Origin of the sequence: Mangrovibacter sp. MFB070 (assembly GCF_000705335.1) — a bacterium.
Taxonomy (GTDB): Bacteria; Pseudomonadota; Gammaproteobacteria; order Enterobacterales; family Enterobacteriaceae; genus Mangrovibacter; species Mangrovibacter plantisponsor.
The window spans coordinates 1-23856 of the sequence record NZ_JJMI01000033.1 but is presented as its reverse complement, the minus strand read 5'-3'; the positions used below and the strand labels follow the sequence as shown (position 1 = coordinate 23856).

The following is a 23856-nucleotide window of genomic DNA, read 5'->3' as shown; positions in this document are numbered from 1 at the left end:
AGATAAAAATGCGGAAAACCTGACGCCATTACGGTAATATGACGCACTTTGATAAAACTGAATGATACTGATTTATGCCACAAACATCCCGTTATAGTGACGAACGTGTTGAAAGCCTGCTTACTGAGCTGGCGAATGTTCTTGAACAACACAAAGCCCCGACTGACCTTTCACTGATGGTGCTGGGTAACATGGTGACTAACCTGATAAACTCCAGTGTCGCACCTGCCCAGCGCCGGACCATTGCCCGTTCGTTTGCTGAAGCATTGCAATCTTCAGTGCGGGACGAAAGCGCACATTAAAGATAACAAGGACTGAACGCATCACTATGGTGAACAGGCATCAGCGTTATCGTGAAAAAGTCTCCCAGATGATCAACTGGGGGCACTGGTTTGCGCTGTTTAATATTTTACTCGCCATTGTGCTGGGTAGCCGTTACCTGTTTGTCGCCGACTGGCCTGCCACACTCCCGGGCCGGTTATACTCCTGGTTCAGTCTGGTTGGGCACTTTAGTTTTTTGGTGTTTGCCGGTTACCTGCTGATTCTGTTCCCGCTGACTTTTGTGGTCATGTCGCAACGCCTGATGCGTGTGTTGTCCGTCACCCTTGCGACTGCGGGAATGACACTGTTGCTGGTAGACAGCGAAGTATTCACCCGCTTCCATTTGCACCTTAACCCCATCGTCTGGGAAATTGTGGTTAACCCACAACAGTCTGACATGGGCCGCGAAGGGCAAATGATCTTTATTGCCGTCCCGGTTATCCTGCTGATTGAAATGCTGTTTGCCACCTGGAGTTGGCAAAAATTACGCAGCCTCAACCGCCGCAGCCACTTCGCCAAACCGCTGGTGGTAGCGTTCTTTATTGCTTTCTTCAGTAGCCACCTGATGTACATTTGGGCGGATGCCAATTTCTACCGCCCAATCACCATGCAGCGGGCCAACCTGCCCTTCTCTTACCCAATGACTGCCCGCCGTTTCCTGGAGAAACACGGTCTGCTGGATGCCCAGCAATACCAGCGCAGGCTGATTGAACAAGGGAACCCGGAAGCACTGTCCGTGCAATATCCACTGGGCGAGCTGCGTTATGGTGGCATGGGAACCGGGCAAAACGTACTGCTGATAACCGTCAGTGGGCTGAACTATGGCAGTTACGCGAAAAACATGCCTTCACTGGCCGCTTTTGCGAACCAGAACATTCGCTTCACTCACCACATGAGTGCCGGTAACCAGGCAGACAATGGCGTATTTGGGCTGTTTTATGGTATTTCACCCACCTATTTCGATAGCGTGCTGTCTGCCCGAATCCCTGCGGCACTGATCACCGCATTCAACCAACAAGGTTATCAGTTGGGGCTATTTGCCTCCGATGGCTTTAAAGGTCCGTTATACCGCCAGGCATTGTTATCTGATTTCTCTCTGCCGGAAGCGCGCACCCGTACCGACAAACAAACCGCCACGCAGTGGATTAACTGGCTGAACCAGTATGCCACTGAAGATAACCGCTGGTTCTCGTGGGTGGCGCTGAATGGTACAGATGGTGCCAGCCAGAATGCCCTGCCCGCCGCAGAGGGCCAGGTTGATGCGCAAATTAGCCGTATCCTTGATGCCTTACAGGCACAGAATCGCCTTGAGAATACCGTGGTGATTATCACTGCAGACCGGGGTATTCCGGATAAGCAACACCAAAATACCTTTGCCTGGGACCGTACCCGTATCCAGGTACCGCTTATTATTCACTGGCCGGGCACGCCAGCCCAACAGGTATCAAAACTGACCAGCCACCAGGATATCATGGCGACCCTGATGACCCGCTTGCTGGACGTAAAAACCCCAGTGAATGAGTACTCTCAGGGGGAAGACCTGTTTGGCGCCACACGTCGGAATGACTGGGTAATTAGCGCAGATAACAATACGCTGGCTATCACAACGCCGAAGATGACACTGGTTCTGGATAACAACGGTAATTACCGGGCCTGGGACCGCTCTGGTGAAATTATTACTGATAAAGCGCCACAATTACGCCTGCTGTTACGTGCACTGACCGACGAAAAACGCTTCATTGCTAACTGATTGATTAATTAACCCTCACTCAGTTAGCTACCCACTTGCAATGCCGCGGAAAACGGGTAGTATTAGCGCCCATCGGCACGTAGCGCAGCCTGGTAGCGCACCGTCATGGGGTGTCGGGGGTCGGAGGTTCAAATCCTCTCGTGCCGACCAAATTCCCCAAGAAAACCAGCCTGTTAAGGCTGGTTTTTTTATGCCTGCAGTTCCTGTAGTTTGAGTGGGAAATTACTGGCTAACCCAACCACGCCAGTTCTGACCGCAAACACACTGAAGCAGTACCGGCCACAAATCATATCCCTTCTCACGCTTATTGACTGAAATACCCGCAAATATTGACCAGAACAAAGTCTCCTGGCTATGCTGACTTTTTAGCACAAATGGTCATTAACCGCTGTTCTGGCACGAAAAGTGTGAACTCTTGTTCTCAATTCGTGGAAAATGGAACCTGACGTGTTGATCCACACGGCGCATCACTTATTTCTTATTTCAGGTAACTCAACATAATGAATGCTAAAAATGCCCCACGTCTTTCTTCTTGTGGACTGTTATTGAGCCTTTTACTCACCGGATGCGCAACATCAGAAGGACTTACCACACACAACAGCGTACTGTCGCCTGACTCACTTCAGGCACAAAAAAGCCTCGCTGGTGTGCATTTCAGCCCGGCGGCATGGCCACAGCAAGCCTGGTGGAAAAACTTTAATGACCCACAGTTAAACCAGCTAATTGACCAGGCGCTTGCCAGCAGCCCAGACCTGCAAATTGTCAACGCTCAGGCAGCGAAAGCCAATGCAGCAGTCGTTGCGGCAGAAGCCGCCCGGATGCCAACCCTTGATGCTGATGGTAGCGTCACCCGTTCACGCCTTGCCAAAGTAGATGACCCGCTGCTGGAAGGCCACCGCTATGCCACACTGCGCTCTGCTTACCTCAGCGCCAGCTATACGCTGGATTTGTGGGGCGGCCAGAAAGCTGCATGGGAATCTGCTTTAGGGGCAGCCCGTGCCAGTGAAGTGGATAAACAAGGTGCCCGGTTGACTCTGGCCGCGAATGTCACACGCGCCTATATCAACCTGAACCTGAATAAAGAGCTGGAGAAACTGGCAGAAGATAACGTTAAACGTACTGAGTCTATCAGCCAGTTGCAGCAGAAATACTTTGCGAATGGTCTGTCTACCCGTTACCAGTACAACCAGGCCCGTGCCACGGCGAAAAGTGCTGAACAGGCATTAACAGCCGCCAAACAAGCCACTGTTGATGCCGGTATCAAGCTCTCTATTTTGCTTGGGAAAGGTCCGGATGCATGGCGTAGCCTCAAGCAGGTTCAGTTAAGCGTACCGCAAAATATGACATTGCCTTCCGATATCCCGGCAGACCTGGTTGGCCGCAGGCCAGATGTTGTGGCTGCGCGCTGGCGGGTTGAATCCGCTGAGAAAAATATCGCGGCGGTCAAAACCGAATTTTATCCCAACATTAACCTGGTCGCTGAAGCGGGTAGCCGTAACCTGTTAGGTGATGCGTTCTTTGGCGCACCCAGCCAGTTCTTTAATATTGGGCCAACATTGTCTTTGCCTATCTTTGATGGCGGCAAACGCCGCGCCGACCTCGCCACCAGCAATGCGGACTGGGATCTGGCCGTAGCTCACTATAACAGTACCGTTATCAGTGCACTGGGTAACATCAGCGACAGCATTGTGTCGATGAAATCCCTGGGTGAGCAAAATGACCAGGCACAGCAGGCGAACCAGCTGGTTCACAGTGCGTGGGATGACGTATCCAAAGAGTACAGTGCAGGTCTGAGACCTTTCCTTGATGTGTTATCACTGCAAAGTCAGTTAATTGAATCGGACCAGCAGGTTGCTGAGTTAAAAGCGCAGCAACTGAGCCAGGCCGTCTTGTTGATTGAACAACTGGGCGGTGGGTTTAAGGCCTGATTTGCTGAGCGATATCTAAATAAAACGCCGCCAGTGGCAAAACCTGGCGGCGTTTTTTATTTCAGGAATAAGGCAAATCAGGCGGGTATTTGCTGAGTGATGCAGTGAATGTTACCGCCACCCAATAAAATTTCCCGTGCGGGTACACCTGTTACCAGGTAGCCCGGATACATCTCATGGAACAGTGCCTGCGCTACAGTATCTGTTCTGGCATCCAGCAATGGGTAAATAATTTGCTGGTTGCTTATCAGGTAGTTCACATAAGAGCCAGCGAGGCGATTTCCCTGCTGGCGCTCAATGGCGCTTCCGGAATGAACACTGGCTGTTTCTTCTTCGCTGGCAAATAACGGGCCGGGAGCCGGCAATTTCCAGACTTTCAGTTTACGGCCACGGGCATCCGTCGCCTGTTCAAGCACGGCCAGTGCTGCCTGAGAGCGGGCATACTGCGGGTCCTGTTCGTCATCTGTCCAGTGCAGTGCCACTTCACCCGGGCGCACAAAACAGCACATGTTATCGATATGGCCATCGGTCTCATCATTAAACACGCCATCTGGCAGCCAAATGAAACGCTCAACACCCAGGTAGTCACGTAAATGCTGTTCAATTTCAGCTTGCGACAAATGCGGGTTACGGTTCGGGTTCAGCAGGCACTCAGCGGTGGTCAGCAATGTGCCTTCGCCATCAACATGAATAGATCCCCCTTCCAGTACCAACGAAGTTGGGTAACCGGCAAAACCATGATATTGCAGCACCTGGCGGGCCACAGCCTGGTCTTTATCCCAGGGTGCATACAGGCCGCCCTGCTCGCCGCCCCAGGCATTGAAAGCCCAGTCCACACCGCGCCGTTCACCTGCGTTGTTGACGACAATAGTTGGCCCGGTATCACGCATCCAGGCATCATCACTTTCCATTTCTACCAGCGTAACACCGGCAGGCATAGTAGCCTGTGCTTTGCCAAGCTCGCTGGCAGGCACAGCCATAAACACGGGTGTAGTTTGTGCAATAGCACCAGCGACTGCGGCAAAAGCCTGCTGCGCTGGCTTACCTTCATTGCGCCAGTTGTCTGTGCGGTATGGCCAAATCATCCACACTGCCTGTTGTGGAGCCCACTCGGCAGGCATCATAAACCCATCACCACGGGGCGTTGTCATCTCAGACATAGCTTATCTCCGGGTTGTGCCATCAGAAGTGGCAATCGCGCTGTACATTTCCGGGCGGCGGTCGCGGAACAGCCCCCAGGATGCACGTTGTGCAGCAATGGCGTCGAGGTCAAAGGTATACACCAGTATGGACTCGTCCGTTTTGTTTGCCTGTTTAACCAGTTCACCTGTCTGGTCAGCAATAAAAGAAGAACCATAGAATGTCATTTCCAGGCCTTCTATATATTTACTGGCTTCAGTACCAATACGGTTGGAAGCAATAACCGGAACCAGGTTTGCTGCAGCATGGCCTTGTTGAACGCGAGTCCAGTGCGGCTGGCTGTCGATTTCCGGGTAAGCAGGTTCAGAACCAATTGCAGTTGGGTAGAAAATAACTTCTGCGCCCTGCAATGCAAGGCTCCGGGCGGTTTCCGGGAACCACTGGTCCCAGCAAATCCCCACACCCACTTTGGCATAGCGCGTATTCCACACTTTAAAACCCGTGTCACCAGGAATAAAAAATTGTTTTTCCTGGTAAGCCGGGCCGTTAGGAATATGGGTTTTACGGTAAATATCCATCACCGTGCCATCGGCATCAATCATGACCAGTGAGTTGTAATAGGCATTGTTCGCTTTTTCGAAGAAGCTCAGTGGCAGCACCACTTCCAGCTCTTTTGCCAGTGCAGAAAAATGGCTAATTAGCGGGCTGTTCGCAACATCCTGCGCCAGCGCGTAATGTTCCGGGCTTTGATCAATGCAAAAGTAAGGCGCGGCAAAGAGTTCCTGAATCAGGATAATTTGCGCCCCCTGGGCATGGGCTTCACGCACCAGTCGCTCAGCATTGGCAATGTTGTTGTCCAGTTCCCAGCTACAGGCCATTTGAGTGGCAGCGACAGTTACATTTCTCATTAAAAAATCTCCTGATGTTAGAGAGTGGTGCTTACCAGACTGCTTTTGTCCCACAGCCTGCACCTGGTGCAGCATTTGCCCACCAGGCGATAAAAATTCTGTTCAATAGTAGCAGACTCCCCGGGCAGGCCGAAAACATTGCCATTGCGCGCAGAAGTTATGTGCCTCTTTTAAACGCAAACCAGCGGTATTCAGCACGGGCTGCAAGGGGTGAGACACTATACGGATCCCGGCTCTCAGACTCAATCTGTCCCGTGGCAAATTCTGATGCATTGCCGTTTCACAACGCACTCCAATGACACACATACTCAAGAACCGCTAAACAATAACCGCTACCCTCACACAGCATGTTGTTTATTTGTTACAAGCCAGATTACTTACCTTATCTACAATCAGGCACGAGAAATTTCTCCAATAGCACGAATAGATAATTTATCACTATGATTTAATAAATTTTTTCCATTCGAATAAACTTTATCGAAATGATACCGTAGAATTAATAATTGATTTGGAATTATTCCGAATCAATACATCTGGGCAAATGTTATCCAGATGCTAAAAATGAAAGGCCATCTATAGTCAAGGAGTGCAAATGAAAGCAGCCGTTGTGAACAGTCATCACCATGTTGATGTCGTCGATAAAAAACTTCGCCCACTGGAACATGGTGAAGCGTTACTGTCGATGGAATGTTGTGGGGTTTGCCACACCGACTTGCATGTAAAGAATGGCGACTTCGGAGACAAAACCGGGGTTATTCTTGGTCATGAAGGGATTGGGGTAGTCAAACAGATTGGGCCGGGTGTCAGTTCACTGAAAGTGGGCGACCGTGCAAGTGTTGCGTGGTTTTTTGAAGGCTGCGGGCACTGTGAATACTGCACCAGTGGTAACGAAACGCTGTGCCGTAACGTGAAGAATGCAGGCTATACCGTTGATGGCGGCATGGCAGAAGAGTGCATTGTAGTGGCAGACTATGCGGTGAAAGTACCCGATGGTCTGGATTCTGCAGCAGCAAGCAGCGTGACCTGCGCTGGTGTGACCACTTACAAAGCCGTGAAAGTATCAGACATCAAACCTGGCCAGTGGATTGCCATTTATGGTTTGGGTGGCCTGGGCAACCTTGCACTGCAGTATGCAAAAAATGTTTTCAACGCCAAAGTCATTGCGGTGGATGTAAACGATAACCAGCTGGCTTTCGCTAAAGAAATGGGCGCTGACCTGGTGATTAACTCCCGCACCGAAGACGCGGCGAAGTTCATTCAGGAAAAAACCGGTGGCGCGCATGCCGCAGTGGTTACAGCTGTGGCTAAAGCTGCTTTTAACTCCGCTGTTGATGCCGTCCGTGCCGGTGCCCGGGTGGTTGCAGTAGGTTTACCGCCAGAATCAATGAGCCTGGATATTCCTCGCCTGGTGCTGGATGGTATTCAGGTGGTCGGTTCACTGGTTGGCACACGTAAAGATCTTACTGAGGCGTTCCAGTTTGCCGCTGAAGGTAAAGTGGTTCCCAAAGTAACCCGCCGTCCCATCGAAGATATCAATACTATTTTTGAAGAAATGGAACAGGGAAAAATTCAGGGCCGTATGGTGATTGACTTCGGGCAGAAATAACCCCGATATAAATAAAGGCGCTGCGGCGCCTTTCAGATTGATGAAAAAGAAGGAAAAAGCGTGGTTTTTCCTTCTTTTTAGTTAGCAGCCCAAAATCAATAAATTGATTTCCCTGGTTTGTTATTGGGAGACATTCTCTCGTGCTGTGCGAACATGAGGTTTGTCATCAGACGCCTTTATTTTTGTGCAAATAGCAATGTATTAATGTCATTAATCAGTTAAGCGATAGTAATAATAAATTTAGTATTACTTAATTATTTTTCTATTAAAAATCAAAATCTTACAACTACCCCTTTGGGGTAATATTTTAGTAAAGTTCCCCCCGGCATACACCGATAACCTCTTTACGCTTGTAAAAAAAAGAGGTTGCCACGTATGTCATGGATTTACCGAATCTCAATAAGAAATAAGCTGTTACTGGTATTATTACCTTTAGTTTTGGCATTATTGGGGGTAGCAGGAAATGGGTTTATGGCCCATTACTCTGTCGAAAAGCAAATGAAAACCGTTGCTGAACTCACTCATATTGCCGCCACATTGGGTGACACAATACATGAACTCCAGAAAGAACGCGGCCTGAGTGCAGGCTACCTGGGCAGCAAGGGCCAGCAATTTCGTTCTGAGTTAACCACACAACAGCAACTCACTGACCAGGTGCTAAAGAAAGCCGAAAACAGCCTGGCACAACTTGCTGGAACTGAGAATTTAGGCAAACTGACAGAACTTGTTAACCAGTTTTCACAACAGCAGCAGACAATAAATACGTTGCGAAGTGGTGTCAGTAACTTATCCATCGCCACACCACAGGCGCTGGCCAGCTATACCAGGATGGTGAATATTCTGTTGGATATTGTCGGCAATATCAGCCACCTGCCCCAGCCAGGGGTAATTCTCAACGACCTGATGACCTATTACGCGCTATTAAACATCAAAGAACAGGCAGGCATTGAGCGCGCACTCCTCGCTAATACTTTTTCGGCAGGCAAATTTATGCCGGGCATGTTTCAACGTTTCAGTGAGGTTGTTGGGAAACAAACCGCGTGGATAACAGCCTACCAAACTTTCGCCACGCCAGATGACCTGAAACTCTGGCAGCAAACCGAAAACCAGCCCACAACCCAAAAAGCACTAGCGATGCGCCAGCAGGCGTTTATTCACGCTGCAGATAACCAGTTTGGTATTCAGGGGCCAGACTGGTTCGCCGCCCAGACTGAGCGTATCAATTTATTAAAAGACGTAGAAAATACCCTTGCCGGCCAGTTATCTGGCGATGCACAGCGTATTGCTGAAACTGCCCGTATTGACTGGATGGGCTACCTTGCAGCAACAGTACTCGCACTGCTGGTTTCGCTGGGGTTTGCCTTGCTGATTACCCGCAGCATTGACCGGCAACTTAAAACAATCCTGCACAAAATTCACACCATGGGTAACGACCTCACCCAACGGTTACCTGTCCCTGGAACTGACGAACTTTCCCGTATCAGCATGGCCTGGAACGCGATGACCGATAATCTCCGGTCTACCGTCATGGAGATAAAGCAAGGTGCGGATGTACTGTTAAGTGCCAGCGATGATATTGCCCGGGGCAACCAGGATTTAGCACAACGGACTGATGAGCAGGCAGCTTCACTGGTAGAAACAGCGGCCAGCATGGAGCAGATATCCACCACCGTAAACCAAACCGCTGAAAGCGCCCGCCAGGCACAATTACTGACAACTGAAATGGAAAATGAGGTTCAGGAGGCAGACAGCATTGCAATTGAAGCCAGCCGCAGTATTGAGGCTGTGCGTGAGTCCAGTGAGCAAATTTCCCATATCATCAGCTCTATTGATGAAATATCCTTCCAGACAAATTTGCTGGCGCTGAACGCAGCCGTTGAAGCCGCACGGGCAGGTGAATTGGGTAAAGGCTTCGCGGTTGTTGCTGCCGAAGTTCGCAGCCTGTCCCAACGTTGTGCCCGGGAAGCCGCATCCATACGTGATCTGGTCACTGTGACCATGGGGAAAATTAACGAAGGTGTTGAAAAGGTAAATGCTTCTGGTGAAACCCTGCACCTTGCGGCCGCCAATACCAGCAGAATGCGGCAATATGTAACCGATATTGCCCACGCAGCCAGTGAGCAGTCTCTGGGCATTAAGCAAATTGATTTGGCTTTGCACCAGCTTGAACAGGTGACTCAGCAAAATGCCGCACGGGTTTCAGAGGCTGCCACAGCCAGCCAGACGCTGAACCAACAGTCTGAAGCAATGACGTCACTGGTTGACCGTTTTACCCTGAATTAACCAGCCAGAGGATGGCAGCAACAGGCTGCCATCCTCGTTAAAAAAACGTAAAAACTGGTAAATTTCGGGTATTCGCTGTAGTATGCCCACCTTTCTCAGGCAGTGTTTGCCTGCCATCGCAGCCATTTCTGGCACCCCCGTAAAAACAACGAAACCTGCACAACAATGAAAACATTACCTGATAACCCGACAACGGCTGTGTCAGTTGCCGATGTCTTACGCTCACCAGGGCGTCTGTTTCGCGAATCTCTTGCCGGTGTGCTGACCGCACTGGCACTGATCCCTGAAGTTATCTCTTTTTCGGTGATTGCCGGGGTGGATCCTAAAGTAAGCCTGGTTGCTTCTATTGTGTTGTGCCTGTCCATGTCGGTACTGGGTGGGCGCCCGGCAATGGTTACAGCGGCTGCAGGTTCCGTCGCGCTGGTGATTGGGCCAATGGTGCGCGACCACGGTGTGGGCTATATCATGCCAGCGGTGATTCTTGCCGGTATTATCCAGATAATGTTCGGTACCCTGGGGCTGGCCAGAATGATGCGCTACATTCCCCGCTCGGTGATGACCGGTTTTGTTAATGCGTTAGGGATCCTGATTTTCTTCGCCCAGGTTCCCCATGTGTTAGGGCAAAGTACGCTGGTCTGGGCGCTGTTTGCCGCCACACTTGCCATTGTTATCTTGTTACCCAAGGTCTTCAGCGCGATTCCTGCACCGCTGGTAGCGGTGGTACTGGTTACCACGATATCTATTTCTATGGGTCTGGCTTTACCCGTTGTTGGCGATGAAGGCCCGATGCATGCAGGCCTGCCATCCATTAACAGCCTGATGGTTCCCCTGAACCTTGAAACACTGAAAATTATCTGGCCCTGTGCGCTGAGTGTTGCATTTGTTGGCCTGATGGAATCACTGCTCACCACGCGCCTGGTGGATGACCTGACAGATACACCGTCCAGTAAACGCCGGGAAAGCTGGGGGCTGGGTGTCGCCAACATTTTTGCTGCATTTTATGGTGGTATAGCCGGTTGCGCCATGATTGGCCAGACCATTGTTAACGTTGAACTGGGCAAAGCCCGTACCCGGGTTTCCACTATTGCCGCCGGGTTGTTTCTGCTGCTAATGGTAACCGGGCTCAGTGAAATAATGGCGAAAATACCCATGGTGGTACTGGCAGGCATCATGATGATTGTGGCCTACAAAACCGTTGACTGGCACAGCCTGCAGCCCAAAACTTTACGCCGCATGCCACTGCCGGAAACCCTGGTGATGGTAGTGACGGTTATTACTACAGTCTGGACAGGTAACCTGGCAATCGGCGTGGTTGGCGGCGTTATCTTTGCCACCCTGTTGTTCGCCCGCCGAGTGGCCCATGTGATTCATGCAGAACGCCTGCTGGATGAAGCAAACCAGACAGTGCGTTACCAGGTACGTGGCCCACTGTTTTTCGCCAGCAGTAACGACTTGTTTGAACACTTCAACTACGCGGAAGACCCACAAAACGTGGTGATTGATTTAACCCATGCACAAATCTGGGATGCATCGACAGTCGCTGCACTGGATGCCATTGAACACCGTTACCAGAAGCACGGCTGCCAGGTTTCATTTGAAGGGCTGGATATGCGCAGCAGTGAATTCCACGCTCGCCTGTCTGGAAAGATTTAAGCGGTAATAACCGGGCGGGATCCTGCCCGGTTCTGGTGTTACAACAGGAAAATGGTCGCCAGGCCAAGGAAAATAAAAAAACCGCCGGTATCCGTAATAGCGGTGATCATTACACTGGATCCGACTGCAGGATCACGTCCCAGCCGGTACATAGTCAACGGGATCAATACGCCCATGATCGCCGCCACTAACAAGTTAAGCACCATAGCCAGCGTCATCACGCCACCCAGTTGCGGGTCCTGATATAAAAGCCAGGTCACCACGCCCATCAGGCCGCCCCAAATCAGGCCATTGATCAGCGCCACACCCATTTCACGAAACAGCAAAAACATGAAGTTTGCCGGTTGAACCTGCTGCAAAGCCAGCGCCCGGACAATCATCGTGATAGTCTGGTTGCCGGTATTGCCGCCAATGCCCGCCACTATTGGCATCAGAGCTGCCAGTGCTACAAGCTGGGCAATCGTGTGTTCAAAGCCATCAATCACCCGGGAAGCGATAAACGCGGTACACAGGTTGATGGCAAGCCAGGCCCAACGGTTTTTTACCGCTTTGCCTACCGGAGCAAAGACATCTTCGCCACTACTTAAGCCCCCCATACGCCGCAAGTCTGAATCTGTTTCTTCGTAAACCACGTCAACGATTTCATCAATGGTCAGGCGCCCCATCAGTTTTCCCTGGGCATCCACAACTGCGGCACTGATGAGGTTATCACGTTCGAAGGTGCGGGCTGCCGCCTCGTCGTTATCCAGCGGAGAAAAGGTGGTTGGGTCAGACACCATGACATCACTAACCAGCGCCTTGGGCGAGTGCAGTAAAATACTGGTGACGCCCAGTTCCCCGGTAAGAATACGATCCCGGCCAACCACAAACAGTTTGTCAGTGTTTTCCGGCATTTTTCCCCGGCGGCGTAAATAGCGTTGTACGGTTTCCAGCGTGATATCAGAACGGATGGTGATCACTTCAAACTCCATGATCGCCCCAACGCTGTGTTTTTCGTACCCCATAACCTGGCGGACACGATCCCGCTCCTGGGCAGGTAGCGACGCCAGCAACCGGCCAGTAAGATCACGGGGAAGGTGTTGTACCAGATAGATCTGTTCGTCGATATCCAGTGTGCTGAGTGCGGTCATTAACGCCCGGTCACTCATTTCATCAATCAGGTCATCCCAGACACTGGCAGAGGCTTCAACCAGCACTTTACCGCGCTTTTGAACCGCTACCAGGTGCCATAAAGCATGGCGCTCTTCCGCCGGTAAACCTTCCAGGGTATCCGCCAGATCAGGTGCAGGCAGGCGAGCCACCAGTTGGTTCATTTCACTGATATCGTCATTTAACCGGCCCAGAGTATGCGGTTCACCCTGGGGGAGTTTGCCTAAAATGGCAGGCACCACCATTTTATTGGTGGAAAAGATAGATAAGATGCGCGCGCGGTCTTCAGCGCGATGCCGGGCGCTTTGATTGATAAGTAATGACATGAATAAAACCTTCCCTGCAGACAGTTATCACCACGTGCACTCCGGGCAAGTGGCTAAGGCATACCGCTGCAGGTTAACGTTTTCCCGTTATGCACTGCAACGACAGGCTATAGTGTAACAGGCCGCCCCTCTCACCCCTATAAACCCTTAACCTTTTCAGTAAAAAAAACCAGCCCGAAGACTGGTTTTTCGCAAAAAAATTAATTTGCGGTGCGGGCAACTGCATCGCGTGATGCCTGTTCCCGCTCGCTCCCGGTCAGCTCACTGAGCAGCCCCTGGCGCATTTCAAGCAAGCGATCAGCGTGAATAAAGTAGTGGTCATCGTGGCTGATGGCAAAAATGGTCTTCCCTTTTTCCTGAATTAAAGGCAGGAGAACCTGGTAAAACTCACGGCGAAAGTGCGGGTCCTGGTCTGCCGCCCACTCATCCAGCAAAATAATATCGCGCTGTTCCGCCAGTGCCAGCAATAAAGCCACCCGCTTTTTTTGCCCTTTTGAAAGGTTCAGGTTGTTGATTTTACCCTGGTCAATTTGCAGTTTACCTGCCATCTTCAGGCGCTGTAACCACTCATCCACTAATGCCGGGTCAGCTGTTTCCCCCCGGGGTCCCAAAAGTGTCTCGAACAACCACACATCAGTGAACACTGCTGAAAAAAGTTGCCGGTAAGCATCCATATTGCTGTCATCAACCGGTTGTCCATCCAGCAAAATTGAGCCAGATACAGGCTGGTAAAGCCCGGTTAACAACATTGCCAGCGTGGATTTTCCGCTCCCATTGCCGCCAATCAAAAAAACCTTTTCCCCACGCTTCAGGGTGAGATTTATCGGCCCGACATGAAACTGGTTATCCGGGTAGTGGAACACCACATCCCGTAATTCCAGGGTTTGCCAGGGCTTGCTGGCTCCGGGGCGCGGGAACTCTGGCTGGTAATCAGCAAGGGAGAACTGTTTTAGTTTATTGAAGGCAACCTGAGCACTCAGCAACGTGGGTAATGCACCTACGGCAGAAAGCAGCGGCGTGCGCAAAAAGAGCAGTGTCAGTGAATATGTGGCGGCCACATTGGTATTGGCCCAGCCCAGGCTGTTCGCCATCCAGAAAACCAGACCAATAGCGCCCAGCATCATGATATTCGACCAGTTAACAGCACTGAGGTGGTAGGTGTCTGCGCAGATAATATTTTTGCGGTAATGGACGGCGTCCGGCAGATAAATTTGTTGGTAAATATACTCGGCACGTTCCCGGTTAAGCGCCAGTTCTTTACGCCCTTCCAGCACTGTCTGGTAATCCTGATACAGCCGGTCTTCAGTTTCACGTAACACAGCCATATGGCGGTAAACCCGTGCAACCAGAACAAAACCACCCAGAATAGTCACCACCAGCCATACAGCAGTAATCAGCAACATTTTCGGCGATAGCCAGGCAAGCCATACTGCAGAACCCAGGGTTAAAATAATCCCCTGAACCAGTTCAGGCAGGCGCACAAAAGCAATGGTGATGTTGCGCACATCACTGGTCAGCCCGGCGAGTAACGAGGCACTACCCATGCTTTCAATACGTGCTATCGGGGTATCCAGCAAACGTTTAATAAATTCACCGCGCAGGCGGAAAACGAAATGGTGACCCAGTGTGGTTAACGCCAGTTGCGACCCCAGCGTCACCGCCATCAGTAACACCAGTACCCCCAGGAACTCAGGCAGCACACTCAAAGAGCGGTCCGCCACTTCGATAAGGCGCTGATTAATAAACGCGATTAAGCCGATTCCCAAAGCAGCACTGGCAAAACTGAGCGCCATAACACCAATAAATGGCCAGCGATATTGCCGCCAGACAACACGTAATAATTCCATAACCCCTCAAGCGCAACCCATTAACCAGCGGGCAGTTTAAACGGATCACCTTTCAGGGCAAGAATAATTCTTATTTTAATTCGCTTTAACAGGTTTTACGAAAGGTCAGATTGTAGCGTACAGCACCAGCATCCGGGTGAATGCCTTCTTTTAATGGCTGGACACCATGGTAAAACAACCGTGATGGTCCACCCCAGACCACAACATCCCCGTGTTCGAGTAAAACCCGTTGAAGCGGAGACTGCCGGGTTGCGCCACCAAATTGAAATACGGCAGGTAACCCCAGAGATACCGACACGATAGGTGCTGTTCTGTCCTGTTCGTCTTTATCCTGGTGAAGTGAAAGCCGCGCGCCTGGCACATAACGGTTAACCAGGCAGGCATCCGGGTGAAAATCCGGGTAACCCGCTTCTTGTGCGGCCCGTTGCGCCAGCACACACAAATTAGCAGGCATAACCGGCCAGGGCTTGCCAGATAATGGGTCGTGCGTGGTATAGCGGTAGCCATGAGCATCACTGTGCCAGCCCTTTTCACCACAGTTGGTCATTGCGACTGACATCGCCAGGCCACCGGGGGTGACCAGGTGGCGGAAAGCCGCCTGTGATGCCACTGCCGCGATCGTTTCTAATAACGCTGAAGCCTCATGAAGGGCAAAGCGGTGGAGCACCACCGCACCTGGTAGCAGGTCAAAACGCCAGGGGAGTTCATCGGCGAATAAGCTCATCAACAGATTCCTCTTCCAGTAATGCATTCTGGTTTTGGTTACGTTCCTGAGCCAGTAATGCCGCCTTGCGGGCAACGCCCCAGCGGTAACCCGCCAGAAGTCCGTCATGGCGCACTACGCGGTGGCAGGGAATAATCAGTGCCAGTTTATTCGCCGCACAGGCACTGGCAACCGCCCGGAAAGCAGCAGGACGCCCCAATTCCGCCGCCACTTGCTGGTAAGTGCGGGTTTCACCATAAGGAATACGCTGTAGCTGCTGCCAGACTTGTTGCTGGAATACCGTGCCACGAATATCCAGTGGCAACTGAGCCAAAAGCGTATCGCCCTGAGATTGTGATTCAGCAAGCAGTGCCAGCGCCTTGCGAAGTAGCGAGTCCTGAGCCAGGTCTGCTGGCAGGCACTGCATTGCCGGGAACATACCATGCAGTTGAATCGCTAATTCAGTAGCCCGTTCCCCCAATAACACCGCGCAAATTCCCTGTTCGCTCCGGGCAACCAGGCAACGGCCAAATGGTGAATCTCCGGCAGCCCAGTACAAGACCTGGCGAGCACTTTGCTGGCGAAACTGCCGCCCGGTCATCCCCAGTGCAGTTGGTGCCTGTTGGTAATAAGGCGAGAACGAATTGAACCCGGCATCCAGCACAGCCTGAGTTACCGTTTTCCCTGCCACCAGGCCTTCCCGCAAACGTTGGGCACGCAGCGCTCGTTGCCATGCGGCAGGCGTTAACCCGGTAACCGATTTAAACTGGCGGTGAAAATGATATGGGCTGAGTGAGACGGCCTGGGCAACAGCCGCCAGAGAGAGGGTTTTGTCACTTTCAGACATCATTCGGCAGGCCAACGTGACACGCTCAACCACCGGTGTTGCATCATGCTTCGTTGGCTGGCAGCGCTTGCATGGCCGAAAGCCTTGTTCCTGCGCAACACCCGCATCCGCGAAGAAACGCACATTTTCCCGCAGCGGGTGTCTTGCCGGGCAGGACGGGCGGCAAAAAATGCCCGTTGTAATGACTGCAAAAACAAATTGCCCGTCCTGCCGGGCATCCCGCACCTGTACTGCCTGCCAGCGTTGTTCATCATTAAGTTGCATAATCACGCCTCCTGTATTCAGTACAGTTTGCCGGATGGGCTACAGGATACCTGCTGTTTCTTGCTGTTTAATTTTTCTCACTTAACAAGAACGTTTTGAACTGCGGAGACATCCAGGTTTTAAAACCGTTACCCTCTTTATAAATAAGGTAGACCGCCAGACCTTCTTTCTCTGCTACTGCCTGCGCTTTTTCGGTACCGAGTACCATCAGGCCAGTATCCCAGCCATCTGCCTCCAGTGCCGTTGGGGAAATCACAGTCGCAGAAACCAGTTTATGCTGAATGGGGCGCCCGGTTGCCGGGTCTATCACATGGGAGATGCGTTTGCCGTCCAGCTCGTAATAGTTACGGTAACTACCAGACGTACTGATACCATGACCGTTCAAATCAACCACCGCCTGAACGGCATTTTCCTGGTCAGTAGGTTTTTGAATAGCTACACGCCAGGGTTTGCCTTCCGCATTTGTGCCACGCGTCATCACTGCTCCGCCGACAGAAACCAAATAACGCCCGATCCCTTCCTGCTCCATTAACCGTGCAAGGTGATCAGCGGCATACCCTTCCCCCACCGTTGAAAGATCGACATACAGATCAGGGATGTCTTTCTGGATCCACTGTTTGTCTGCACGGTTAATCACTGTCAGGTGTTGTAACCCTGTTTTTGCCTTCGCGGCATCAATTTCCGCCTGTGTTGGCCACTTGACCGGTTGTTTATCTGGCCCAAACCCCCACAGATTTACTAATGGACCAACAGTAATGTCCATCGCTCCGTCTGTTTTCGCGCCAATACGCAACGCACCGGTAATGATATCTGCCATTGCTTCACTAACCGGCCAGGGTGCAGTACTGGTGGACTGGTTGAATTTCGACAGCGCTGAATCCGGCTTCCAGGTAGAAAGCATCTGGTCATCGCCATCCAGTTGCGCCTGAATACGGGTGCGCAACTCAGTTCCCCGCTCTGGGTCTACACCCGCAAGGCTTACACGCCAGTAGGTACCCATGGTTTTGCCTTCCAGTACCAGAGCCTGTGAAGAATCAATCCGGCTGCTTTCATCGCAACCACTCAGTAGCAGTGCCCCAGCAAGCAAACCGCAACTCAAAATCGTCCGCATTTGATTATCTCCTTTTAAACCCGCGCAAGAGTACAACAAAACAGGCTTCAGCGGGTTAAACATCAGGGCAATACAGTGCAAAAAGCATCAGCAGTTAAATGCAAAAAAAGTAAACAAGTATTGAGATGAATGGCATAAGTGCCAGTTGGCGCGGGCAGTGAAGCAGATACGAATTTTACTTATGGCGTAAAAAAAGGAGCCATCAGGCTCCTTTTATCATTCAGCATAACAGGGTATTAGAACTGGTAAACTGCACCCAGGCCTACGATGTTATCTGTGCTGGTGCCAGATGCTCTGGTGAAGTCATTGTCATCCAGCAGGTTGATTTTGTAATCAACATAGGTAGAGAAGTTTTTGTTGAAGAAGTAGGTAGTACCTACATCAATGTATTTCAGCAGGTCCTGGTCACCGTAGTCGGTAGTACCATTGGTGATGTCTTTACCGCGAGACTGCAGGTAAGCAATGGAAGGACGCAGGCCGAAGTCGAACTGGTACTGAGCAACCACTTCGAAGTTCTGCGCTTTGTTAGCAAAGCCATATGCATCAGAGCTTGAGCTACCACCGAAACGGGTTGCGTTATAAGTCTGGGTATACTGTGCTGCCAGGTAGATGTTGTTAGCATCATATTTCAGGCCGCCAGTATAAGCTTCTGCGTGGTCACCGTTACCGTAGATACCAGCCATATCGTTCTGGTCAGCAGTACGTTTGGAGGTTGCCATCGCGCCGCCCAGGCTGAAACCAGCACCGAGATCATAAGTTGCAGACATTGCGAAACCGTCACCATTCTGTTTCAGAACAGAACGGCCAGTGCTGTCTTCACCGCTTACGCTACCGTTTTTACCCTGGTACTGCAGGGCGAAATCCAGGCCGTCTACCAGGCCGAAGAAATCACTGTTACGGTAAGTCAGCAGGCCATTAGCACGCTGCATCATGAAGTTATCAGAACCGTAGGTATCACCACCGAATTCAGGCAGGACGTCGGTCCAGGATGCGATATCGTAGATAGCGCCGTAGTTACGACCATAATCCAGAGAACCCGCATCACCCACTTTCAAACCCGCGAATGCTACACGAGTCCATGCGTCATTTTCAGATTCAGTAGTGTTACCCTGCACCTGATATTCCCACTGGCCGTAACCGGTCAGTTGGTCATTAATTTGGGTTTCACCTTTGAAGCCCAGACGGATATAGGTCTGGTCGCCATCATTGCTGCTGTCTTTGGAGAAGTAATGCAGGCCGTCAACTTTACCGTACAGATCTAATTTGTTGCCATCTTTATTATAGATTTCAGCCGCGTGAGCTGCGCCTGCTGCCAGCATAGCCGGAACCAGCAGAGCCAGTACTTTAGCTTTCATGTTATTACCCTCTGTTATTTGCCTTTATTTATTATTGCCACTGCATACTGATTACGGAACCAGTCGGCAGATGCCATTGTCTTAAACCAATACAGATTAATCCAATGGGATTTTGATACTAAAACTTTTGTGGTGTTTCATTATACTTTTCATATGTAACAAATTGTAAATATCAGGGAACTTTTTTTAGCACCAATAGATAAAAATATTCGCACTAAAAATCAAAAAATATTTCATATTCATTAAAATCAAAGGCTTAAATTAAATTCCAATCGCCGCACTGAATGTTAAACACACCGTCCTAATTCATCCTAAAATTATCAACGCTATCATCATTAACTTTATTTATTACCGTCATTCAGTTCTGAATGTCTGTTTACCCCAATTTCTTGCCGAATGTCTTACATTCGGCTTTTTTTTTGCCTCAGCCAAACAATGCCATCGATTGATAATTAACATTAAAAATTGTAACGACTATTAACTATTTACCACCATTATTAGACAAAGCAAATTTCATCAACTATACTTTTCTTATCTTTTTGTGCTTTTAATTATCACTTCAACATTATCTCTTCTTACCAGCCACAATCTTTCGGATAATTCCTTACCGCAATAAAGTAAAAAATGAGGTTTATCTGATGGTTATTTTTGCTACGACAGGCAAGGTATTGCGCATGTTCAATTGGCCGCATACCTGTGCGTGTTGGCATATTGCGCTATACAATGAGTAGAAACGATATTCCGCAGCAGCAACCAGTAATGGCATCATCACGTAACCTGGCTGCCTGGGTAAAAACGGCCTGAGTGCAGTTTTGCATACTCCAGCCAGGCCTGGTTTAACCATGCTGGTGAGTGATGTGGTTGCAAAGACGAAATCCCTTGTACCACGGGAAGGCGGGATATGTGATGATACGCTTTTCAGCCTGGTTTCACGCTATTGCAGTGGCTGGTCTTCACTAACTGATAATAAAGAAATATTCAGAGGCTATGAACCCGAATAAGTTTTCCTTAAAACCAGGCAGCATATCGCGCTACTTCATCCTGTTGATCGTTGTGTTACTGGTTACGCTGGGCGTAACACTTCAGAGCGCGGTCAACACCTGGCTGAAGGACAAGAGCCTGCAGGTAGTGGATGTAGCTCAGTCCATGCACAAGCGCATTGAGACCTGGCGTTATGTTACCTGGCAAATTTATGACAATGTTGCAGCAGCCCCTGCCAGTGCCAGTAACGAAATTCAGGAAACCCGCCTGCGCCAGGATGTTTATTATCTGGAAAAACCACGGCGCAAAACCGAAGCGCTTATTTTTGGCTCACATGACAGCAGCACGCTCGCCATGACGCAAAGAATATCCAATTATCTGGATATTCTCTGGGGCGCTGAATCAGCTCCATGGTCAATGTATTATCTGAATGGCCAGGACAACAGTATGGTTCTGGTCTCCACGCTGCCATTAAAAGACTTAACCTCTGGTTTTAAAGAATCCAGTATCAGCAACATGGTCGATCAACGCCGGGCAGAAATGCTGCAACAGGCAAACGCACTGGATGAACGGGAAAGCTTTTCCGGTTTGCGGCAAATGGAGTGGCAAAACAACAATTACTTTACTGTGCGCACCACCTTTAACCAGCCGGGGCATCTGGCAACTGTGGTTGCCTTTGATATGCCGGTTAACGATTTACTCCCCGCCAACATGTCTGTGGATGACTTCCGCCTGGATAACGATGAACAGGCGCATTTAAAAACTACCAAGAACCAGTCTGAAGGCCTGGTGAGTATTGGCTTCAACGGCGGGCATATTGAAATCTCAGTACCTGTTGTCACAACAGGTATGAAGCTGGTTTGGGAAGTACCTACCGGCACTATGATAATGGAGACATTGCAAAATGTTCTCCTGGGCGTATTGCTAACTATTGGTCTGATTGCACTGGCTATTTTTGGTTTAATCACTTTCCGCCAGCAGCCTTCACGCCAGACATCAGATAACTCGCCTGCATCTAACGGGAAAGAATTACAGGCGCTCAGGGCGCTGAATGAAGAAATTTTGTCTGTCGTGCCACTGGGCATTCTGGTTCAGGATATTGAGAACAACCGTACAGTTATCAGTAATAAAATGGCCGATAACCTGCTGCCACACCTTAACCTGAAAAATATTATGTCCATGGCAGACCAGCACCAGGGCGTTATTCAGGCAACTGTGAATAATGAACTGTACGAAATCCGCCAGTACCGTAGCCAGATTGTTTCACGGGTACAGATTTTCATTATCCGCGACCAGGATAAAGAAATTCTGGTAACGAAGAAACTGCGCCAGGCACAGCGGCTGTATGAGAAAAACCAACAAGGCCGAAGTGCTTTTATGCAGCATATTTGCCATGCACTTAAAGGCCCTATTGACTCGCTGGCAGAAAAAGCATCAGGGCTGCAAACCCCCGAGCACCTCGCGCTGGCCGACGACGCTGACCGCCTGGCTCACCTGGTGGATGAAATGCAGCTACTGAACTTGCTGGAGGATGACAACTGGAAAAGCAGCACTTCCTGTTTCTCCCTGCAGTCTTTGCTTGATGATGTTGTGCCTGCGATTTTACCAGTCATTAAGCGCAAGGGTTTGCAATTACTGGTTAACAACCCAATTCCTGCCACGGAAAACCGCCATGGTGACAGAGAAGCCCTGCACCGTATGCTACTGATGTTGTTGCATTATGCTGCCACCACAACTGAAATTGGCAAGATAACCCTGGATATTACTCAGGACGAAGGCATAGATGACGGGCTGATTTTCCGTATCACCGATACCGGGCGCGGAATCAGCGATGATGAAGTTGATAACCTGCACTTCCCGTTCCTTAACTCCACCACGGAAGACCGTTATGCACAGGCCAACGGCCTGACATTTTTCTTGTGTAACCAGTTAGCCCGTAAAATGGGTGGCAACCTGAGTATCAAGTCAAAAGATGAGCTGGGTACTCGCTATACCCTGCACCTGCGCCTGCCACAAGAAGGCAAACAAGCAGTACAGGAACAGGAAGAACGCCTGCTGGATGATGTTGTCGCTCTGGTGGATATTGCTTCACGTGATGTCCGTAACATTGTCACCAGGCAGTTAGAAAGCTGGGGCGCCGCCTGTGTTGCACCTGATGAGCAATCATCAAGTCAAGCATTTGATATATTTTTAACAGATAATCCGTCTAATCTTACTGCATCGGGCTTGCTTTTAAGCGATGATGAGAACGGTTTACGGAAAATCGGAAATGCCCGTTATCGTGTAAACTTCAATATGAGTAATGCAATGCAGGACGCAATACTTCAGCTTATTGAAGCGCAAATGGCTAATGACGATGCGCAAGAAAGTGGCTCAGGAGTGAGTGATGAAACTGCTCAACTTCATGCAAGTGGTTATTATGCGCTGTTTGTAGATACCGTGCCCGACGATGTAAAACGTCTGCAAAATGAGTCACAGGCAAACGACTTTTTAGCGCTGGCCCAAACGGCACACAGACTTAAAGGCGTATTTGCTATGCTGAATCTGGTACCAGGGAAACAGTTGTGTGAAACGCTGGAGCATCACATTCGTGAAAAAGATGCACCTGCCATAGAAAAATATATCAGTGATATTGATACTTACGTCAATAGCTTACTGTAAAAAGGTAACCTAAAACATGAACAATATGAACGTAATTATTGCCGATGACCATCCGATCGTTTTGTTCGGGATTCGCAAATCTCTGGAACAAATCGAGTGGGTTAATGTTGTTGGTGAATTCGAAGATTCCACAGCACTTATTAACAATCTTCCAAAGCTGGACGCGAATGTCCTGATTACTGACCTTTCCATGCCTGGGGATAAATACGGCGATGGGATTACGCTTATCAAATACATTAAGCGCCATTTCCCGTCAATTTCCATTATTGTACTGACGATGAACAATAACCCGGCCATTCTGAGTGCTGTGCTGGACCTGGATATTGAAGGTATTGTACTGAAGCAAGGGGCGCCAACAGACCTGCCTAAGGCTCTGGCTGCTTTACAGAAAGGCAAAAAATTCACACCGGAAAGTGTCTCCCGCTTACTGGAGAAAATCAGCGCAGGTGGGTATGGTGACAAACGCCTGTCACCCAAAGAGAGCGAAGTATTACGCCTGTTTGCTGAAGGCTTCCTGGTAACTGAAATTGCCAAAAAGCTTAACCGCAGTATCAAAACTATCAGTAGCCAGAAGAAATCAGCCATGATGAAACTGGGCGTGGATAACGATATTGCTCTGCTGAATTACTTGTCATCTGTGACATTAACACCAGCCGATAAAGAGTAGTTTTTTTACTTCCCTCTTCACTAAAACAGCAGGGATCCCCTGCTGTTTTTCGTTGTACCTCCGCGCTGCTTTTCTCCCTTTCCCCGCCTGTAATATCTCAGCAAAAATCAAAGAAAGCAGACAACGCACAAATCCAACAGCCACACCTGACAACACAAAAAACCCCGCTACTTGCAGCGAGGGTTGTGTCGCGTAAGACCGGTGAACCGCAGAAAGGAAGACAAGGTTATTCCGCCCGGATGGCGGAATAAGGCGAACCGAGGCATGGATGCCGAGTCGAGCCGGCCGCAGGCTGACTGCCCGGAGGTGAACGCAGTGCGCAGCACCGGTCGCCCGCGAAAACGGGGATTGCAAAG

16 protein-coding genes and 1 tRNA gene are annotated in these 23856 nt (G+C 50.1%); 9 read left to right on the top strand and 8 right to left on the bottom strand.

What is annotated here, in order from left to right; translation table 11 throughout:
• Positions 1 to 74 precede the first annotated feature (74 nt).
• From DT73_RS16045 to DT73_RS16030, 4 genes are all read left to right on the top strand, one after another.
• Complete coding sequence (locus DT73_RS16045) at positions 75 to 302, top strand: YejL family protein (protein ID WP_036111504.1); 228 nt, start codon at positions 75 to 77, stop codon at positions 300 to 302.
• A 26-nt stretch (positions 303 to 328) separates the two neighbouring features.
• Positions 329 to 2071, top strand: a complete 1743-nt coding sequence (yejM, locus tag DT73_RS16040) for an LPS biosynthesis-modulating metalloenzyme YejM (protein ID WP_036111502.1) — start codon at positions 329 to 331, stop codon at positions 2069 to 2071.
• Positions 2072 to 2144: 73 nt separating this feature from the next.
• Positions 2145 to 2221, top strand: a tRNA-Pro gene (locus tag DT73_RS16035).
• 350 nt (positions 2222 to 2571) lie between these two features.
• Positions 2572 to 3999 carry an efflux transporter outer membrane subunit gene (locus DT73_RS16030; RefSeq protein ID WP_051691422.1) on the top strand — a complete coding sequence of 476 codons (1428 nt, stop codon included), beginning with the start codon at positions 2572 to 2574 and terminating at the stop codon, positions 3997 to 3999.
• A gap of 77 nt (positions 4000 to 4076) precedes the next feature.
• Here DT73_RS16030 and aguA read toward each other — a convergent pair whose 3' ends face one another.
• On the bottom strand, positions 4077 to 5159 hold the full coding sequence (gene aguA, locus DT73_RS16025; protein WP_036111501.1) for an agmatine deiminase: 1083 nt from the start codon (positions 5157 to 5159) through the stop codon (positions 4077 to 4079).
• A 3-nt stretch (positions 5160 to 5162) separates the two neighbouring features.
• A complete protein-coding gene (gene aguB / locus DT73_RS16020; RefSeq protein WP_036111498.1) occupies positions 5163 to 6047 on the bottom strand; it encodes an N-carbamoylputrescine amidase in 885 nt (294 codons plus the stop codon).
• A gap of 592 nt (positions 6048 to 6639) precedes the next feature.
• Between aguB and adhP the strand changes: the two genes are divergently transcribed.
• The 3 genes from adhP to DT73_RS16005 all read left to right on the top strand — a co-directional run bounded on the left by adhP (position 6640) and on the right by DT73_RS16005 (position 11589).
• Positions 6640 to 7653 (top strand): alcohol dehydrogenase AdhP, encoded by a 1014-nt coding sequence (gene adhP, locus DT73_RS16015; RefSeq protein ID WP_036111495.1) that lies wholly within the window; start codon positions 6640 to 6642, stop codon positions 7651 to 7653.
• A 471-nt stretch (positions 7654 to 8124) separates the two neighbouring features.
• Positions 8125 to 9936, top strand: coding sequence for a methyl-accepting chemotaxis protein (locus DT73_RS16010; protein WP_235234522.1), 1812 nt, complete (start codon positions 8125 to 8127; stop codon positions 9934 to 9936).
• Positions 9937 to 10101: 165 nt separating this feature from the next.
• Positions 10102 to 11589: a SulP family inorganic anion transporter gene (locus DT73_RS16005; RefSeq protein WP_036111491.1), complete on the top strand. Its 1488-nt coding sequence runs from the start codon at positions 10102 to 10104 to the stop codon at positions 11587 to 11589.
• Positions 11590 to 11627: 38 nt separating this feature from the next.
• On the opposite strand, the gene mgtE is transcribed toward DT73_RS16005, so the two are convergent.
• The 6 genes from mgtE to ompC form a co-directional block, all read right to left on the bottom strand.
• Positions 11628 to 13064 (bottom strand): magnesium transporter, encoded by a 1437-nt coding sequence (gene mgtE, locus DT73_RS16000; protein WP_036111487.1) that lies wholly within the window; start codon positions 13062 to 13064, stop codon positions 11628 to 11630.
• A gap of 200 nt (positions 13065 to 13264) precedes the next feature.
• The gene (locus DT73_RS15995; protein WP_036111485.1) at positions 13265 to 14911 is read right to left on the bottom strand and encodes a multidrug ABC transporter permease/ATP-binding protein; all 1647 of its coding nucleotides are present in this window, start codon (positions 14909 to 14911) and stop codon (positions 13265 to 13267) included.
• An 85-nt stretch (positions 14912 to 14996) separates the two neighbouring features.
• Complete coding sequence (alkB, locus tag DT73_RS15990) at positions 14997 to 15638, bottom strand: DNA oxidative demethylase AlkB (protein ID WP_036111482.1); 642 nt, start codon at positions 15636 to 15638, stop codon at positions 14997 to 14999.
• Positions 15616 to 16725, bottom strand: coding sequence for a bifunctional DNA-binding transcriptional regulator/O6-methylguanine-DNA methyltransferase Ada (ada, locus tag DT73_RS15985; protein ID WP_051691421.1), 1110 nt, complete (start codon positions 16723 to 16725; stop codon positions 15616 to 15618). Before ada ends, alkB begins: the two co-directional genes overlap by 23 nt.
• 67 nt (positions 16726 to 16792) lie before the next feature.
• Entirely contained in the window at positions 16793 to 17836 is a 1044-nt protein-coding gene (gene apbE / locus DT73_RS15980) for an FAD:protein FMN transferase ApbE (RefSeq protein WP_036111479.1), read from the bottom strand.
• 236 nt (positions 17837 to 18072) lie between these two features.
• On the bottom strand, positions 18073 to 19191 hold the full coding sequence (gene ompC, locus DT73_RS15975) for a porin OmpC (RefSeq protein ID WP_036111477.1): 1119 nt from the start codon (positions 19189 to 19191) through the stop codon (positions 18073 to 18075).
• A gap of 987 nt (positions 19192 to 20178) precedes the next feature.
• On the opposite strand from ompC, the gene rcsD reads away from it, so the two are divergent.
• The gene (gene rcsD, locus DT73_RS15970; protein ID WP_036111474.1) at positions 20179 to 22833 is read left to right on the top strand and encodes a phosphotransferase RcsD; all 2655 of its coding nucleotides are present in this window, start codon (positions 20179 to 20181) and stop codon (positions 22831 to 22833) included.
• 16 nt (positions 22834 to 22849) lie between these two features.
• On the top strand, positions 22850 to 23500 hold the full coding sequence (gene rcsB / locus DT73_RS15965) for a response regulator transcription factor RcsB (protein WP_036111472.1): 651 nt from the start codon (positions 22850 to 22852) through the stop codon (positions 23498 to 23500).
• The last annotated feature ends 356 nt before the right edge of the window (positions 23501 to 23856 follow it).